Annotated in this window: 14 protein-coding genes; 4 read left to right on the forward strand and 10 right to left on the reverse strand. The window is 43.9% G+C overall.

The window, feature by feature from the left end; genetic code table 11:
• Window positions 1-137 precede the first annotated feature (137 nt).
• The 4 genes from HY064_13035 to HY064_13050 form a co-directional block, all read right to left on the reverse strand.
• Window positions 138-1052 carry a WD40 repeat domain-containing protein gene (locus tag HY064_13035; protein ID MBI3511579.1) on the reverse strand — a complete coding sequence of 305 codons (915 nt, stop codon included), beginning with the start codon at window positions 1050-1052 and terminating at the stop codon, window positions 138-140.
• Between the two features lie 101 nt (window positions 1053-1153).
• Complete coding sequence (locus tag HY064_13040) at window positions 1154-1735, reverse strand: hypothetical protein (GenBank protein ID MBI3511580.1); 582 nt, start codon at window positions 1733-1735, stop codon at window positions 1154-1156.
• A 146-nt stretch (window positions 1736-1881) separates the two neighbouring features.
• The gene (gene murQ / locus HY064_13045) at window positions 1882-2682 is read right to left on the reverse strand and encodes an N-acetylmuramic acid 6-phosphate etherase (GenBank protein ID MBI3511581.1); all 801 of its coding nucleotides are present in this window, start codon (window positions 2680-2682) and stop codon (window positions 1882-1884) included.
• A 95-nt stretch (window positions 2683-2777) separates the two neighbouring features.
• On the reverse strand, window positions 2778-3845 hold the full coding sequence (locus HY064_13050; protein ID MBI3511582.1) for a T9SS type A sorting domain-containing protein: 1068 nt from the start codon (window positions 3843-3845) through the stop codon (window positions 2778-2780).
• 129 nt (window positions 3846-3974) lie between these two features.
• On the opposite strand from HY064_13050, the gene HY064_13055 reads away from it, so the two are divergent.
• Window positions 3975-4775, forward strand: a complete 801-nt coding sequence (locus HY064_13055; GenBank protein MBI3511583.1) for a hypothetical protein — start codon at window positions 3975-3977, stop codon at window positions 4773-4775.
• Between the two features lie 106 nt (window positions 4776-4881).
• Here the strand turns inward: HY064_13055 and HY064_13060 are convergent, their stop codons facing one another.
• The gene (locus HY064_13060; protein ID MBI3511584.1) at window positions 4882-7665 is read right to left on the reverse strand and encodes a T9SS type A sorting domain-containing protein; all 2784 of its coding nucleotides are present in this window, start codon (window positions 7663-7665) and stop codon (window positions 4882-4884) included.
• Between the two features lie 275 nt (window positions 7666-7940).
• On the opposite strand from HY064_13060, the gene HY064_13065 reads away from it, so the two are divergent.
• Window positions 7941-8996 (forward strand): LacI family DNA-binding transcriptional regulator, encoded by a 1056-nt coding sequence (locus HY064_13065; GenBank protein MBI3511585.1) that lies wholly within the window; start codon window positions 7941-7943, stop codon window positions 8994-8996.
• An 11-nt stretch (window positions 8997-9007) separates the two neighbouring features.
• On the opposite strand, the gene HY064_13070 is transcribed toward HY064_13065, so the two are convergent.
• The gene (locus HY064_13070; GenBank protein ID MBI3511586.1) at window positions 9008-11425 is read right to left on the reverse strand and encodes a transketolase; all 2418 of its coding nucleotides are present in this window, start codon (window positions 11423-11425) and stop codon (window positions 9008-9010) included.
• A 136-nt stretch (window positions 11426-11561) separates the two neighbouring features.
• Here HY064_13070 and HY064_13075 point away from each other — a divergent pair, with 136 nt between their 5' ends.
• Window positions 11562-12236 (forward strand): hypothetical protein, encoded by a 675-nt coding sequence (locus HY064_13075; protein ID MBI3511587.1) that lies wholly within the window; start codon window positions 11562-11564, stop codon window positions 12234-12236.
• 214 nt (window positions 12237-12450) lie between these two features.
• Here HY064_13075 and HY064_13080 read toward each other — a convergent pair whose 3' ends face one another.
• Window positions 12451-12723 carry a hypothetical protein gene (locus HY064_13080; protein ID MBI3511588.1) on the reverse strand — a complete coding sequence of 91 codons (273 nt, stop codon included), beginning with the start codon at window positions 12721-12723 and terminating at the stop codon, window positions 12451-12453.
• Between the two features lie 426 nt (window positions 12724-13149).
• On the opposite strand from HY064_13080, the gene HY064_13085 reads away from it, so the two are divergent.
• Window positions 13150-14112, forward strand: a complete 963-nt coding sequence (locus HY064_13085) for an AAA family ATPase (GenBank protein MBI3511589.1) — start codon at window positions 13150-13152, stop codon at window positions 14110-14112.
• A gap of 19 nt (window positions 14113-14131) precedes the next feature.
• Here HY064_13085 and HY064_13090 read toward each other — a convergent pair whose 3' ends face one another.
• The 3 genes from HY064_13090 to HY064_13100 form a co-directional block, all read right to left on the reverse strand.
• Window positions 14132-14908, reverse strand: a complete 777-nt coding sequence (locus HY064_13090) for a hypothetical protein (GenBank protein MBI3511590.1) — start codon at window positions 14906-14908, stop codon at window positions 14132-14134.
• A gap of 220 nt (window positions 14909-15128) precedes the next feature.
• Window positions 15129-16529, reverse strand: coding sequence for a tetratricopeptide repeat protein (locus tag HY064_13095; GenBank protein MBI3511591.1), 1401 nt, complete (start codon window positions 16527-16529; stop codon window positions 15129-15131).
• Window positions 16526-16960 (reverse strand): hypothetical protein (locus tag HY064_13100; protein ID MBI3511592.1); only part of this gene is annotated, 435 nt, incomplete at its 5' end. The genes HY064_13095 and HY064_13100, both read right to left, overlap by 4 nt.

A 16960-nucleotide genomic window follows, 5' to 3' on the forward strand; every position in this document is an offset into this window, starting at 1 on the left:
TTGAGTTTTCCGTGTTTCTTAATCCAATTTCAAAAAAGTATTCTTGTTTCATTTGCGATGCGGCCTGGCAGCCTCGCGTGATATTTTTTGCAGGAATAATTCGAGGAAAAAAATAAACATTTCCTACAGCACCGATCTCATAATCCATAACTCACCATCCACTTCATGATCACATTATCATCACTCGCAGAAAATAATCCTTTCTCATTCCACAATAAACGATTCACAGAATTAGCATGTGCATCGTGAGTTTCTTTGTTGATGCGTAGCAGGAGACGAATATTTTCTGCATCCCAGAGTTTGATGGTTTTGTCGCGGCTGCCGGTTGCAAATAATTTTCCGTCCGGACTGAACACAATAGAGTAGATGGCGAAGTTGTGCGCAGGAATAGCAGTGAGGAGCGAAAAATTCTTTTCTGCATTCCACGCTTTCAGGTACGCATCGCGCCCGCCGCTTAATAAAATAGTTCCCGCAGAATTCCAGGCAAGCGCATTCGCAGAAAGATTATGCGCATGAAAAGAAAATAGCTCTTCCATTCCCGGTAAAGAAAATATCGTGATGTTTCCGTCGCCGCTCGCCACTGCAAGTTTTTCTTCGGAAGGATCGATAACTACATTCCGCACTTTCTGCGAACATAATTTTATCGCTTTGATTAATTCCAAAGTCTTCCCGTTCAAGAATGTGATCTGCCCATCGCCGCCCGCTGTTATGATGAGATCATTTTTAGGAGAATAAGCGACGTCGAAGATCTGCGCGGAATGCAATTGCAGGACTTTTATTTCTTCGCGTTTTTCAAGGTCGATGAAATGAAGAGAGCCCGTAGCTGCGCCAACCAGAAGAATATTTTTTTCTTCAAGAAAACGGAGCGCGTAAACCGGAGCAGGAAATTGTGCGGCGAATTTTTCCTGTTCGCCGGTTTCGGCATTCCACGCCACAACAAATTTGTCGCTGCTGCCGCTGAAAAAAACGGAAGGATCTTTTCCGCGCGCGAGTGCATACACACCACCGCGGTGGCCTGCGAATAAAAAATTGCGTTTGACTTCAGTGGTCATGTGTAAAGTTAAGCAGCGGTTATCGAAATAGATCTATTCATGAATTCTAAGTATGAGCGCTGCAATGTTAAGAAGGTTTAGCGTAAATATAAATGACTTATTCATCCCAGCCGTTTGCGAATGAGCTCTTCTGTTTTTTCGAATAATTGAAGCGGTTGCATTGTTCTCCACGGAAGCGCATCGAGTTCCGCGCCCCAGTGCACGTACCAGTCTATGCGCGCGCGTTTCATTTCTGCGAGCACGTGTGGTTGAAAATTCACGAATGCGATCCAGCCACTTGCTCCTTTGGAGTCTTCACTCTCTTCGTACCATTCTTCGTAATAACTGTCGTCGGAATAATGAAAGTTGAGCACATTTTCGCCAATGAGAATGAATTTATTGATTCCGCATAATTTCAATTCATCAATGATGTCGCGCTTGAGGATCATAATGTCGTTGTTGATCGCGTCATTCCATTCACCGATGAATTCCATCACCACAAAATTCTTTTCATAATCCACAAAAAGAATTTTCATGTAAAGTGTCAGTGATCCGAAATCATCCCATTGCGGATGCAGGAGGTAATTGTAAACTTTATTCGTGAATTCAAATTCGCTGTATTCTCTTCCGAAAAAAGGAGAACGTTCATCTTCTTCTGCGGTATAGAGATGTCTCCAGTTGAAGAAAGGTTCCAGGGTATGCATGGGGAGTATGAAATACGAAAAGAATACTAAAAGTTACGAAATACGAAAGTGTACGAAAAGTGTCATAGCGGCAATTGATTTCGTTTCGATCTGCATTTAGTAACTTTCAGTACCATTTCGTATTTCGTACTATGCAAAACAACCAACTACTTATTGGCAATAGCCATTCTTACGCTACCGAATTTTTTTAAAAGCGCATTTGCTTTTTCATAATCAAACCCCGTAGCATCCATCACCATTTTTGTTCCGCGGTCAATGAGTTTAGTATTGCTCAGTTGCATGTCCACCATTTTATTTCCTTTCACTCTCCCGAGTTTGATCATCACCGAAGTGGAGATCATGTTCAGAACTAATTTCTGCGCCGTGCCCGATTTCATCCGCGTGCTTCCGGTTACGAATTCCGGGCCTACCACAACTACCAATGGGAATTTCGCCGTGAGTGCTACCGGAGAATCGGGATTACACGTTATACATCCTGTAATAATATTTTTTTCATTACATTTTTTTAGCGCCCCTGCCACGTAAGGAGTTGTTCCCGATGCTGCAATTCCTATCACCACATCTTCTTCATTTATTTCATGTTCGCATAGATCGTTCCATCCCTGCTCAATATTATCTTCTGCGAACTCTGCCGCTTTTCTTATTGCGGAATCGCCACCGGCAATTATTCCAACTACCATTCCGTGCGGCACTCCGAAAGTGGGAGGACATTCCGATGCATCAACAATTCCAAGTCGACCGCTCGTGCCTGCGCCAATGTAAAATAATCGCCCGCCGTTTTTCATCTTCCCGCTGATCACATCCACGAACTGCACGATCTGCGGAATTATTTTTTCAACGGCATCCGGAACTTTTTTGTCTTCCGTATTCATCGCGCGCAGCAATTCAGTCGTGCTCATCTTTTCGAGATGATCGTAATGCGAGGGAGATTCCGTTATTTTTTTCATGATGGCGTTACTGCGTAAAGTTACGACTTCAGAAAAACAAGAGGCAAAAAAAATCCTCCGCGATTGACGGAGGATCTTTTCTATTAGAAAATGAATTAATGTGTAACAGTGAAGCGTGAGCGGGAAATTGAATTTCCATTGGCATCCGTTACATTGTAAAAATAAATTCCTGCGTTAAATGCTGAAACATCAAGCGAAGTATGATCGGAATTTACAGGAAGAGAAGTAACGAGTTTCCCATTCACATCATAGACCGTGATGCCTGCTGCGTGCATTCCGCTCAATGAGAAATTGATCACGTCATTTGCAGGATTCGGATAAACATTCACATTGCCATTGTGGTGTTCAGCAATTCCAACCTGCGCAGTGCTCAGGATATAGTTTGCACTTGTGATGGTGCCGAGATCCTGGCGGTCGGTTAATTGTGCGACGGGAAATCCTGCACCATTCGCCCAATAAGAATAAATGCGATTGGAATCAAGCTGCTGATAGAAATCAGGAGCCCAGTTTCCGAAAGCATAAATATCGATCGTGTCATATTCTACACGAAGAACATTCTGGCGAAGAACATTATTGTAAGTAGCAGCAGGAGTAATGCACGAGCCCCATCCGTCGATGTCACTTGTTTTTTTCACCCAAATGTGAACGCGGAAAGAATCGACAGTGAATCCTATTCCCGGATCCTGTCCGTAATACATCTGGAACATTCCTTTTGCAGTGTCAATGAAAGAAGTGTTGAATGTAGAAGGCCACGCCATCAATTCTTCCGGGTTACTGAGCGGAATTGCAATCGTACCTGTTCCGAGCGGATCGGCAGCAGTTCCATCAACCTGGTAAACTGAAGAATTATTCGTGAGATAAATGTAGCCGGGTGTTCCATTCTGGCTGTTGTACATTGCGAGATTCGAAGAAGTGAATGAACTTCCGTAAGGAGTGAACTGCGGCAAAGTGAAAAGCAGCGTATCCAGGTAATGATTATTCGTTGCAGAAACGTCGTACGTCTGACTTGTGCCGGGCGAACCGGGTAACACAGTGGGCATGGTGTCATTCGCCTGCAGTATCTGCGTATACAAAGGCGCAACATCATTTTGTGTCAATGTGATCTGCGCTCCTGCGAAGGAAGCAACAGAAAAAGCGATGACTGAAAGTAAAGCATGTTTCATGTTGAGTCGGGTTTTGGTTTTTCCAGATGCAAAAGTAGTGAAAATGGACGTAGGTCTTAAAGTGTTTTTCGATCTGATGTTGAGCAAAATTCAGAGGGAAGATGTGTGGCAACGTTGTACTTTTAAAGGATGAAGAAATTAGCCGCGATAAATTTTCTGTTGTGGTATGCAGTGAATTCATTTGCACAATCTAAAGTTCTCGATGGAATTTATCACACCGGGCTCGATCTGAAACTGGATAAAATGCAGAATGTTTCCGGCGGAAATACATTTCGGAACATTACAGTCAACGGAGATACGTTACGCAATATTCCGAAGACGATGCAATACACGATCGCACTTTCAAAAATGAATATTGCCGATGGAAGTATTTTTCATGTTGCGATCTTCAGTATTTCTTCCACGGCTCCGGTCTTTGTTAATTATAAAGATTTTGCAACGGAAACCACCACTTCATTCAGGAATCAAATAATTGACAGTCAGAAAAAATTCAATTTCGAACTGGATTGCGATGGGAAAGTCGCCACGCTAATCATTCAGCAATTCCGGTGGAACCGATGGGTGCCGGTGGGAACGCTGGAAACAAAAGGTGCGCAGGGATTTTCTGCTTATTCATTCGATCTTGAAAAATATATTACCAGCGGGAAAAATCAATTCCGCGTGGAAGTGAATTCATTTGCAGAAACGCCGCTTTATTCCAAACCTTCTGATGTGGAAGATCCGACGATTGCACCGGTAGAATTGAATACGATAAGTGTGAGAAAAAATATGCCGCTCGAATTCAGCGCTGTTACGCTTTATGAAATATTCGATGAGAACGGAACCTGCATGCTGAATGGCTATGCGAAAACTGTAGATGTGAAAATGCTCGTGAAAGGATCTTACTTTGTGAATTATGGGAATTTCACTGCGGAATTTCGCAAGGAATAAATTTTTAAAAACAAGATTACAAATTCCCTGCCTGGGGCGGGCAGGCAAATCCCAAACGAAGTAAAGAGAACTCTGTTTGGGATTTGTTTTTTGTTTTTTTTGAATTTTATTCTTTCACAATGCGATAGAGGGTATAATTTCCATTGATCGCAAATCGCAGCAGGTACATTCCTTTCGCTTCATCGCCGAGTGAAACCGGCAACTGGTAATTTCCTTTTGCGAAAGTTTTCTGTTCCGTAACAAGAAAAACTTTTCTTCCCATCGCATCATCTACCTCGGCGTAAACTTCTGCATCGTTTCCGAGTGAAAACGAAAGATAAGCGTTGCCGTCCGTCGGGTTCGGATAGAGAAGAACTGTTGTAGGATTCCCACAACTTTCAACAGAAATAATTCCAAGCACTTCCGTCGATCCGTTGTAATCCGTTTGTTTCAATCGATAATAAGCGACCGATGAAACGGAATTCTCATCTACCCATGCGTACGCGTGTACCTGCGAGCTCGTGCCATGCCCGGGGATCGTCACTACACTTTCGAAATTGATTCCGTCAATGGAACGTTCCAATGTGAAAAAATGATTGTTGGTTTCCGAAGCGGTGGTCCACGCGAGATTCACAAAATTATTTTCGCAATTGCCGCTGAAATTCATCATCACAACAGGAAGAGGAGTTGCCGTGTAGTTGATCGTCGCAAGCGAGAAATAAAGATTTCCCGCGTTACCAAGATTCGTTACTCCGCTGAATTCAATCCTGCTTCCGTTGAGTACTGCGCCGGAATAAATAGTGGTTCCTCCATTCGAAAAATTTCCGTCGTCGTCCACGAGCAATCTCAGGTTACTCACGGGGCTCCAGCCAACGAGCATGGTCGATTCAAAACCAATGGAAACATTCTGAGTGAAGTTGGTGGCCTGCGCTTTCCACACGCGTTGTATGCGCGCAGCGTTCGCGCCCAATGACGCAGGATAATCGGTGAAGGTAGGATCGCCGTAAATGGATTGTGCGCTTGTGTTGTTGTTGCCGACGAGAAGAGTGGAAAGATTAGAAGTAAATGCAACGGGCGCTGCAAAAGTTCCATTCACGATCGTCACAAGATCGAGTGATGCATTCAAACTGAGAATGCCGCGCGATGTACGCTGATCGAGTGTGCTGCCGTCATCGCGCCCGATTCCCGTTACGTTATTATGAAAACCGGTTTGATTATTCCAGACGGAAGTGCCCGCGCTGTTTTTGTAAATGATGCAGGAGCCGGTTCCCTGGTTATTTCCGAGCGTGATGCCGTATTTTATCCCGAGATAAGATTCCACCATTTTAATTTGTGATGTCGCAAGTTTTGTATTGTAAGACATGATCTCGGCCATGTCGATCTGCGCAGGAAGATTATTTGTTGTAAGATCATTATTGCCGATCGCAATGCGGTGTGTTCCAACTCCGGGATTGAAAGCTCCTGCTGCGGAAATATTTTTCGTAGCGTCTGTATTTCCATTCAGCTTCACAACAGAATTTGTTGCGTCTGATGTTACATCGACGAGGACATCTTTATTGATCACATTCGTTGTGCTCACATCATTTTTTCCGTTGACATCATCTACAAAATCAAAACGCATAGAATTTCCGTTTCTTTCAAATCCAACTCTGTAGGCACCGGTTCCTATCGTTTCCCATTTGAAATAAACGGTTCCTGCTTTTAAATTCTGAACCATGAAGATCGTATTCGTGTTTGCGTTGAACAGCGAATTGCCGGCGAAATTATTTGCGCCCGACAAACTATTGGTTGTGCCGTTGAAAGAAATGTAAGGATTGTAATTGATGGAATTCGCAACGTAAGTAGGACTCGATTGTGCAGGAGCGCCGGGTTGTACCCCGAAATTTCCAGTTACACCGGCGCCTGAATTATCATTCCATAATGTGACCGACGGACCCGCTGTTGTAACACCTGAATTTGATTTCAACCACAATTTCATATTCGGTGAACCTGCACCGGGATAAGCAGGACACGCAACAATGGAACGTGTTCCTGCGGGATTCGTTGCAGTGGGAACGTGCGTTACTGCAGCCACTGTCAGTTGTGTACATTGCGCGTCGATGACATTCGTAACTGTTGCAGAAACAGAATTGATATCGTAAGCGATCCAGAAATAATTTGTTCCTGCCTGGAGTGTTTGCGAACCGTTTATAGTGATCGTTCCTGTAGCAGGAACCACTCCGCCATTGAGGAATTCAGAAGAAGCGCTGAAGAGAGAGGAGAGGCCTGTGTAGTAAATGTGAATGCGTGTTACATCGTTGGTATTCGTTCCCGGAATAGAGGAACCGGTCATATTGATCTGGAATTGTGTTGCGCTGAGGGCGCTGCAGGTTCCGGCGGTCACAACCTGTACGGCAATCACTTCCTGGTCCACGTCGCATTTGGCTACAGTTCCTGTATTAGGTTGTGTTGTAGTACAACTTGTAAAAGTCATGTTGGGCGGGGTGATGGAACGGTAAGCCAATGTAGCTGCGCCACCGGTGCCTCCGCAGGGATAATTATTGACGAGTATCCGGTAAGTTCCGGCAGCGGCAGGTGTCCATCCTGAAATTTTGGATTGCAGGCCGCAATTATCATCGTTGTATCCGCCTGCATAAGCGCCTGAATTGTCGAGGAGGGTGAGTTGTGTATCGTAAGAAGCACTTCCGCCGTCGGCGGCGCAGAATGAAAAATCGTAGGATGGAATACATCCTGCAGGAACAACGAAGGTGTAATAGTTTCCGGCGGTCACCGACATGGTCTGGAAAGCTGCCGAGGGAGCGGGCGAGAGTGCGCCTGCCCCAGTACCTCCGCTGCATTGCGCATGAAGGCGGGAAAGGCCGATCATCATTAGTGTGAGCCCGAAAAGAAAAATGAGTAGCAGTTTTTTCATGTTCATTGGGTTATCTAAAACGATTTAGGTGTCTGTTTCAAAAAAAATACCTGTGTTTGCCTATAAGAATTCAGGTATTTAAGTCAAATGAATGCGGCGAATATAGTTTTTCAATTCATTCAAGTCAAGGGTTGTGTAGAATAAATGATAAATAAATTTTTTAAAATACTGATAGATAGTTATTTAAACAATTTAAATCGGTTTAGTTGTTGATACATCCACCTCCTCCACGGCCTGGTTTGATGGGCAAATGGAATAGAAAGTAACTTAGGAGGATGAAAAGGATCTCGCTGAATGAACTGGCGAAACAACTGAATGTTTCGAAGACACTGGTGTCGCTTGTGCTGAATGAAAAAGGAGATGCTTATGGAATTAGTAAAGCGACGCAGAAACGTGTGATAAGGAAAGCAGCGGAACTGAATTACCGGCCCAACCTCATGGCGCGCGGACTACGCAATGGAAAATCGAATGTGATTGCAGTGATCGTTGCGGATATTTCAAATCCGTTTTATTCTAAAATTTCAAGGAGCATCGAAGACAGCGCTTCACGACTCGGATTCCAGATCATTGTTTCAAGCACAGAAGAGAATATAATCAAAGAACAACGGCTCGTGGAAATGCTCGTGAATGAACAGAACGTGAATGGCATCATCGTCGCAAGCACGCAGAATTCTTCGGCGAAACTGAATGCCTTCCGCAGGAACGGACTCCCTGTTGTTCTTATTGACAGAAATCTTCCGAATGCAGAACTGGATTACGTGGGTGTCGATAATTACCAGGGTGCGTATGAGGCGACGAGGCACTTGTTGTCACTCGGATATAAAAAAATCGGGTTGCTGAAAATTTCTCCTTCTTTCCTGAGTACGATCAAAGAAAGAACACGAGGGTATGAAGATGCATTGAAAGATCACGGCATTCGTCCCGATCCGCAACTCATCCGCGAAATTCCATTTGCAACCATGCGCTCCTCAACGCATCGCGAAGTGAGAAGTTTGATAGCGCCGCCTAAAAGTATTGAAGCATTATTCGTGGTGAACAGTAATCTCGCTGCATTTGCTTTCGAATATATTCATGAAACCGGATTGCGCGTTCCGCAGGATATTGCAGTGATCAGTTTCGATGATGTGGAATATTTCCGGTTTTCAAATCCTCCGGTCACCGCTGTTGCCCAGCCGCTCGAGGAGATCGGGACAAAAGCCGTGGAAATGCTCATGCACCAGTTGAACAACAAGAATAAAAAAATCAAACCGGAAAAAATAAAATTGGAAACGGAACTCATCGTGCGCAAATCCTGCGGCGCGTTTTTGAAGAGAGGGAATATGACGTATTGAAAAAAATATTCTCAATACATCCCCGGCCATTGTTGCGGATCACTTTCACTCATCATTTCATACACGGCTTCAAAAATATCATCTGCCGATGGCTTGCTGAAATAATCTCCATCGGAGCCATAAGCAGGGCGATGTTCTTTTCCCGTCAGTGTTTTCGGTGCGCTGTCGAGATACTGATACGCATTCTGCGTTTCAAGAATATGTTGCATAATGAATGCACTCGCTCCACCCGGAACATCTTCATCCACCACGATCAGCCGATTTGTTTTCTTTACAGAATTCACAATGAAATGACCGACATCGAACGGAAGTAAAGTTTGCACGTCTATGATCTCCACAGAAATATTAAGTTCCTGTAAATTTTTCGCAGCATCCATTGCAAGCCGCAAAGTAGAACCGTAACTCACCAGCGTCACCTCTTTTCCATCACGGATAATTTCGGGTTTCCCCAATGGAATTCTGAAATTTCCCCAATTCACCGGAACTTTTTCTTTCAACCGGTATCCATTCAGCGGTTCAATGACCAATGCAGGTTCATCGCCACTCAGAAGTGTATTGTAAAATCCTGCCGCCTGCGTCATGTTGCGCGGCACGCACACATACATTCCGCGCAGTGCGTGCACGATCATTCCCATAGGCGAGCCCGAGTGCCACACACCTTCGAGCCGGTGCCCGCGCGTGCGTACGATCACGGGCGCTTTTTGTCCGCCCACTGTTCTCCATTGCACCGTAGCAAGATCGTCGCTCATGATTTGCAATGCGTAAAGCAAATAATCGAGATATTGAATTTCCGCAATGGGGCGCAATCCACGCATCGCCATTCCTATTGCCTGTCCGACAATTGTTGCTTCACGTATTCCTGTATCGAATACGCGGAGGATCCCGTATTTTTTCTGGAGTCCTTCAAGTCCTTGATTCACGCCACCGATGTAACCGGAATCTTCTCCGAAAATGCAAACCTCCGGATGGGAAGCAAGAATGGAATCGAAATTATCGCGCAGCACTTCTCTTCCGTCGCAAAAATTTTCTTCTGAAGAATATTCCGGCGCTTGAGGTTTTACTCTCATTGCTGTTCCGCTGTAAAGTGTAGAACTGTATCGGTTGAAATTGAGTTGGGAATAATTTTTAAGCCAGGAAATAATATTTTTTTTCGCTTCGGAATTTTCTTTCCTCGAAAATTTCAAAGCATTCCGCAACGCACCGGAAATATCGCGGCGCTGCGCATCGGTAACAGCAGCAAGATCATTTTTTATTTTTTCAATGAAAGGTCCATTGGTACTTTCTTTTGCGAGTGAATCAAGAAGAGAACCGGCTTCTTTCAATTCTGCTTTCAGCGGAGCAAGATAAGCTTCCCACGCAGCCCGGCGTTCACTCTTCACATGCTCCTTTGCATTTTTTTCTATCTCGTCGAGTTCATTTGCAGTAGAGAGGCCGGTTACCAATATCCATTCGCGAAATTTTTTTATGCAATCGAAATCTAATTCCCATTGCAAACGTTCAGGAGATTTATAGCGTTCGTGCGATCCGGAAGTGGAATGTCCCTGCGGCTGATTCACTTCTTCCACGTGAACAAGAACAGGCACATGTTCTTCGCGGCAAATTCGAGCAGCTTTTTCATACGTTTCCACGAGATGCGGATAATCCCATCCGCGCGTTTTGAAAATCTGGTAACCGTTATGAGTAGCGGTGCGCTGAATTCCGGAGAGCACATCAGAAATACTTTCTTTGGTGGTCTGGAATTTTTTCGGAACAGAAATTCCATAACCGTCATCCCAAACCGAAAGAAGCATGGGAACCTGCATCACTCCCGCAGCATTCACGGTTTCCCAGAATAATCCTTCGGAAGTAGAAGCATCGCCGATCGTTCCGAATGCAATTTCATTTCCGTTATTGGAGAACTTCGAAAATTTTTCCTGTTTCAGTTCTTCATTATTGCGATAATGTTTCGAAGCAAGTGCAAGTCCGAGTAAGCGCGGCATCTGCGAACCGGTAGGAGAAACATCGGCAGAAGAATTTTTAATTTTCGTAAGATCTTTCCAGTTTCCATTTTCATCAAGACTTCTTGTTGCAAAATGTCCGTTCATCTGTCTTCCGGCAGAAGAAGGTTCGGCATCGAGATCGGTGTGTGCATACAATTGTGCGAACCATTCTTTCAGGGAAAGATTTCCGGTCGAGAACATGAAAGTCTGGTCGCGGTAATATCCGGAGCGGAAATCTCCTTCGCGAAAAGATTTTGCCATCGCTACCTGCGCCACTTCTTTTCCATCACCGAAAATTCCGAATTTGGCTTTGCCGGTAAGCACTTCTTTCCGCCCGGTGAGACTTGCTTCGCGGCTTTCATTGGCAACACGATAATCTTCAAGCACCAGTTTACGGAACTCTTCGATCTTTTCTTTCGACAGTGCTGGTTTCGCCGCTACGTTTGACATGATCCTGATTTTGAAAATGAATGGTGTGATGAACGCGGCGAATAGGTGCGACCGCGAGTGGTAAAATTAATGAAATTCTGTTCTTTATTGCCAGTGAGATCAAGGTTGAATATCTATTTTCTGAATAAATTGCGGGATGAAAAAATATTTTATTCTTCCGATTGCCTGTTTTCTTATGTGCGCGCTATTTTCCTGCGCGGGCAATAAGAAAAAAGAAAATGCCGGTACGCTGAAAAAAGATTCAGTAAAAACAGCAGCATCCTTTATTCTCGATGAATTACTGCAAGTGGCCGACGAAAATGAACTGAAGAAAAAATTCGGCGCCGGACATATTTCTTACGACACGATTTGGGGAGCGGAAGGAGGATTCGTGATGGGAACTTTTATTGACAGGAAAACCAGTGATGAAGTGCAGATCCTCTGGAAAGATTCGTTGCATCGTGCGGGAGTGGAAGTGGCGACGCTTGATGCAATGTATGTGGAGAATGGCGGTTACGATTTCAATAATAAATGGACGACCACGTGCGGAATATATCTTGGAATGACGAGTGATGAATTGGAACAACTCAATGGAAAAGATTTTAAATTCTCAGGTTTCGGTTGGGATTATGGTGGCGGAATCTCTTCATGGAACGAAGGGAAACTGGAAAAAGCGGGAATAGGAATAATGCTGACGGAAGCGAATCATGAAAAAAATATTTCGCAGAAGGAAATGGAATCTCTTCTTGGCGATAAAGAATTCAGCAGTGCAGATCCGCTGGTAAAAAAACTTCAGCCGCAGGTGGTGACCATTTCAGTAAGTGCGCGGTGAATCATGGGCATCTCTAATAACTTAGAACTGCTGCGTTGGGCTGCGCCCTCAAAATCCTCATTTACGAATAGTAAACTCCGGTTTTTCGGACTCGCCCGCCTTGCATTTCTGTGTTTTTAGAGATGCCATTATTATTTGACAATTTTTTTAATCAGAATGGTTTAAAATAAAAAAAGGGACCCGGAGATCCCTTTTTAAAAAATATTCCGGAAGATCATTTCGAATTGTTCATGTCTTTGCATTTTCCATTATCCATGCATTTGTTTCCATTCTTGCAACAGGAATCATTGCACACCTTATCAGACTTTCCCCATTTGTCGGTTCCCGAATGACTGAAAATAAATCCGGCGAGAAGTGTGAATCCAAGCGCAACTGTAACGAGCCCGGCGAGCGGAATCCACCATCCTTTAGGATAGTACTGTGCTTTTCCCTCAGTCATATCGTGATCATTATTTTCGGCGTGGCCGTTACTTTCGTGATTTCCCATGATGGTCAGGTTAGAATGGTTTCGCAATATTAAGAATAATGAAGTGAAATCAGAAATAGGCAAACGAATTATCCTGAGACACGCAGGCACGTGCATCTTTTAAAAAAGTGAAGGCCGGAGCTGCGAAATCCGGCCTTCTGCACACCAATTGCACGAAACAGAACCTCCCGGTTTTTTTACCTGACCTAACCCTTGGGAGGCGTGTTCAGCAATAAGACGCAACAAATGCAGCTTTGTTACTCTATTCGCAGTTATTTTTTGGAAATTTAACAGAAGCCGGTATTCTGCATTTTTCATTGTGGAAATTCATAAGTCGCAACATCTTCTTAAGGGTTGCCCCGAATTGAAAAATGTTTGAAAGTATGTTTCCGCTTGGGTTTTCATTCGTAATTTAATCGCGGCGAAAAACACAAACAGAAAAATAGTATGCAATTCAAATCGGATGTAGAAGCGGTTGATTTTTTCCGCGAGAAATATAAAATCCTTCAGCAGGAAATTCATAAGGTGATCGTCGGGCAGGACGAAGTGGTGAAAGATGTGCTGGTTTCTATTTTCAGCAACGGGCATTGTCTTCTTGTGGGAGTTCCCGGACTTGCAAAAACTTTATTGGTGAACACTATCGCGCAATCGCTCGGACTCACTTACAACCGCATTCAGTTCACACCCGATCTCATGCCTTCCGATATAATCGGTACAGAAATTCTCGATGAGAGCCGGCAATTCCGTTTTGTGAAAGGGCCTTTGTTCGCCAACATCATTCTTGCCGATGAGATCAATCGTACACCGCCGAAAACACAATCGGCTTTGCTTGAAGCCATGCAGGAACGTACGGTGACCGCCGCAGGAAAAAGATATGAACTTGCAAAACCTTTTTTCGTTCTCGCAACGCAGAACCCGATAGAGCAGGAGGGAACTTATCCTCTTCCCGAAGCGCAGCTCGATCGTTTCATGTTCAACGTGTGGCTCGACTATCCGAAATATGAAGATGAGATAATGGTGGTGAAGAATACAACGTCGGATAAATCAGTTCAACTGAATAAAGTACTGGATGCCGAAGAGATCTTATTCCTGCAGGAACTCGTGCGTCGCGTGCCTGTGCCCGACAACGTGCTCGAGTACGCGGTGAAACTTGCAACAAAAACGCGGCCGAATACTTCGAATGCAACTTCAGATGTGAATCGTCTCCTCTCGTGGGGCGCAGGTCCGCGTGCATCGCAATATCTGGTACTCGGCGCAAAATGTAACGCGGTGGTCTCCGGAAAATATTCTCCCGACATTGAAGATGTGCGTGCAGTGGCCGCGCCGATCCTTCGTCACCGCATTGTGCGGAATTATAAAGCAGAAGCAGAAGGAGTGAGTGTGGAAGATATTATAAGCGGAGTATTGTAACACATGCTCAAATTGTAAATCAGTTCCCCACGTGTTCCCAGGAAAAATTCTTCTCGGTTGTGTTATAACGCAACGTGCTTGTTCCTGTTTTGTAACTGATGTCAACTTCAGGGAAAGCGGTCATGTATTTTCTCGCGATGTAGATGGCGCCAATGCTCGGCATTTTATCGGTGGGACAACTGAGCGAAAGTGTAGTTCCGTTTTTGTCGGCCATGAGTGGTGTACGATTCACAATTCTACTTGTGCTTAATTTTATTCCGTCCTGCATGTAGTACCACGCACATTCGGGCCCGTACCACAGCGAGCCGTTCGGATCGGGAAGAAGAAACGCCCATACGGTTATGCTTTTGTCATCGTTCAGTTTGGTGAGGAAATCCCATCCGGAAGGTGCTTTGAATGCGAGTTTAGCTATTGCTTTTTTGGAATAATAAAGCGCGCGCCCCATGGCACAAACCTGCAGCGTATCGAATTTTTTCTTTGAAGAAGTAATCGTTTTTTTTGGGTCGATGAGATAATAGCCGGCATCGGATTTGAAACCGGAAGAATCCACAGTTCCCGCCACCACTTTCCATCCTTTTTTATCGGGATAGGCAATAAAATCTTTACCGGAGAGGTGATCGAAACTGGCCACATTCGCTACTGCAGAATCATATTGCAGAAACCAGATAGCGAGATCCTGGTTCTTCTCGAAAGTTTTAAGATCGAAGCCGGTAGGAAGGCCGAACCCCTGCGACAAAAGCGCGAGTGGACTCGTGAGAAAAATAAACAGGAGCAATCTCGTGTAGGGTTGTTTCATAGGGTTGCTTTCACAGGGGAAAAGGCAAAATTCATGCCGCAGGGCATTACCAAAGATAGAAAAATGGGGACACTTTACTTTTGGGGATCTCTGATAACTAATTTTTTTGCCACTAAGGCACCAGGACACAAAGATTAATAAAATTTTTCTTAGTGTCCTTGTGCCTTTGTGGCGATGTTTTTTTTGATAATTAGGTTTTTAGAGATACCCTTTTTTAACTTCAGGAATTAAGATTCCGGGCAATGTATTTTTCATTCGGCAGTAAACTCCGCTGGATTCTTTTCGCATAATGAATGGAATCCAGAATTTCCTTTTGCTTTTCTTCGACCATCAGTTTCTGCTGCGAAATAATTTCATTTGCTTTTTGTTTCTGTCTGTAACTGCGGAAAATAAATCCCGCGAGCGCGAGTACAAGCGCGAATCCTGCAATGAAATAATTCCTTTCGGTTTCTTTCTGTTTCAATTGTTCTTTTGCGAGCGCATCTTTTTTATCCTGGCCGGCTTTTTGTTTCTCCTGCTTTTTATCGAATTCATAATTCATTTCCTTCTGCACGAGTTGCTTTTTATTTTCCTGGGAGAAAAGTGTGTCGCGCAGATTCACATAACTTTTAAAATAATGCAGAGACCGCAAACGCATCTGTTCCATGTTGAGTATTTTTCCGCCAATGGAATCGGGGAGAGGAATGGTTGAATTTTCATAGAGCTGGCTCAAAGCATCGTAGAGAAATCTCGTGCGGTCTGCGGCCCCGATGTTTTGGGAGAATGCGATCCCTTTGTAAAGACATTCGTAAGCATCGTTGTATTTTCCCGACAGCAAATAAAGGGTGCCTATATTTCCCAACACGGCTGCTAATTCATTTTTATCCCCAAGTTCTTCCTCTATATTTTTTGCTTTTAAAAAATAATCCAATGCAACCGGGTAATTTTTTTGTTCCGCCCATACATTTCCGATGGAAGAATAATTGATCGCGGTCCCGGAGCGATCTCCAATCTCCGCGTAAATTTTTTGTGACTGTGCGTAGAATTCCAGTGATTTCTGGTAATCACCTAAAGCGTGATAGGCGCTTCCTATATTTCCCAGCGCATTGGACTGCCATTGTCTATTCCCGGCCTCCTTTGCAGCGGCAAGTCCCCGCTGGTAATAATCAATGGACTTTGCGTATTCGCCCATATCCTTGTAAATATTTCCGATGTTGATGAGAATTCCGGAGATTTTGTTTTTATCGTTCAACGCTTCATTCAATTCCAGCGCTTTTAAATTATAATCAAGCGCTTTTGGAAAATCGCCCTTTAAGCGGTAAAAAACTCCGTAACCTGTAAGCGATCTTGCGAGTCCTTTTTTCCAGTTTATTTTTTTGCAGATAGCCACCGCTTCATCTTCCAGTATAATTGCCGTATCCGGATTGTTCTTTTTCAATTTAGCAGCAAGCGTATTCAGAACATTTATTTTATTGGAATCACCGGGAAGGATTTTAAGAAGAGCAATAAGCGAATCTACATTCTTCGTCAGTGGATATTTTATTTTCACTAATGAATTCGCACCCGCATCATTTTTTTTCTTTCCTTCTTCACCGCAGGAAAAAAGAAAAATGAAAATGAATATGCAGAGGAGAGATCTCATTTCCCGGCAGAAAGATTTTTTGCAATATATTTTTCATTCGGCAGCAAACTCTGCTGAATGCGTTTCGCGTAATGAATGGAATCCAGGATTTCCTTTTGCTTTTCTTCGACCATCAGTTTCTGCTGCGAAATAATTTCATTTGCTTTTTGTTTCTGGCGGTAACTGCGGAAAATAAATCCCGCGAGCGCGAGTACAAGCGCGAATCCTGCAATGAAATAATTTCTTTCGGTTTCTTTTTGTTTCAGTTGTTCTTTTGCGAGCGCATCTTTTTTATCCTGGTCCGCTTTTTGTTTCTCCTGCTTTTTATCAAATTCATAATTCATTTCCTTCTGCACGAGTTGTTTTTTATTTTCCTGGGAGAAAAGTGTGTCGCGCAGATTCACATAACTTTTAAAATAATGGAGCGAACGCAAACGCATCTGTTCCATGTT

It is taken from the genome of Bacteroidota bacterium (assembly GCA_016194975.1).
In the GTDB taxonomy this organism is placed as follows: Bacteria; Bacteroidota; Bacteroidia; order Palsa-965; family Palsa-965.

What these genes read in the sequence shown, in the direction of transcription:
- HY064_13060 (MBI3511584.1), bottom strand. Translation starts at nt 7,665, where the DNA reads ATGAAAAAACTGCTACTCATTTTTCTTTTCGGGCTCACACTAATGATG.
- HY064_13065 (MBI3511585.1), top strand. Translation starts at nt 7,941, where the DNA reads ATGAAAAGGATCTCGCTGAATGAACTGGCGAAACAACTGAATGTTTCG.
- HY064_13095 (MBI3511591.1), bottom strand. Translation starts at nt 16,529, where the DNA reads ATGAGATCTCTCCTCTGCATATTCATTTTCATTTTTCTTTTTTCCTGC.
- HY064_13055 (MBI3511583.1), top strand. Translation starts at nt 3,975, where the DNA reads ATGAAGAAATTAGCCGCGATAAATTTTCTGTTGTGGTATGCAGTGAAT.
- HY064_13040 (MBI3511580.1), bottom strand. Translation starts at nt 1,735, where the DNA reads ATGCATACCCTGGAACCTTTCTTCAACTGGAGACATCTCTATACCGCA.
- HY064_13075 (MBI3511587.1), top strand. Translation starts at nt 11,562, where the DNA reads ATGAAAAAATATTTTATTCTTCCGATTGCCTGTTTTCTTATGTGCGCG.
- HY064_13050 (MBI3511582.1), bottom strand. Translation starts at nt 3,845, where the DNA reads ATGAAACATGCTTTACTTTCAGTCATCGCTTTTTCTGTTGCTTCCTTC.
- HY064_13085 (MBI3511589.1), top strand. Translation starts at nt 13,150, where the DNA reads ATGCAATTCAAATCGGATGTAGAAGCGGTTGATTTTTTCCGCGAGAAA.
- HY064_13090 (MBI3511590.1), bottom strand. Translation starts at nt 14,908, where the DNA reads ATGAAACAACCCTACACGAGATTGCTCCTGTTTATTTTTCTCACGAGT.
- HY064_13035 (MBI3511579.1), bottom strand. Translation starts at nt 1,052, where the DNA reads ATGACCACTGAAGTCAAACGCAATTTTTTATTCGCAGGCCACCGCGGT.
- HY064_13070 (MBI3511586.1), bottom strand. Translation starts at nt 11,425, where the DNA reads ATGTCAAACGTAGCGGCGAAACCAGCACTGTCGAAAGAAAAGATCGAA.
- murQ (MBI3511581.1), bottom strand. Translation starts at nt 2,682, where the DNA reads ATGAAAAAAATAACGGAATCTCCCTCGCATTACGATCATCTCGAAAAG.
- HY064_13080 (MBI3511588.1), bottom strand. Translation starts at nt 12,723, where the DNA reads ATGGGAAATCACGAAAGTAACGGCCACGCCGAAAATAATGATCACGAT.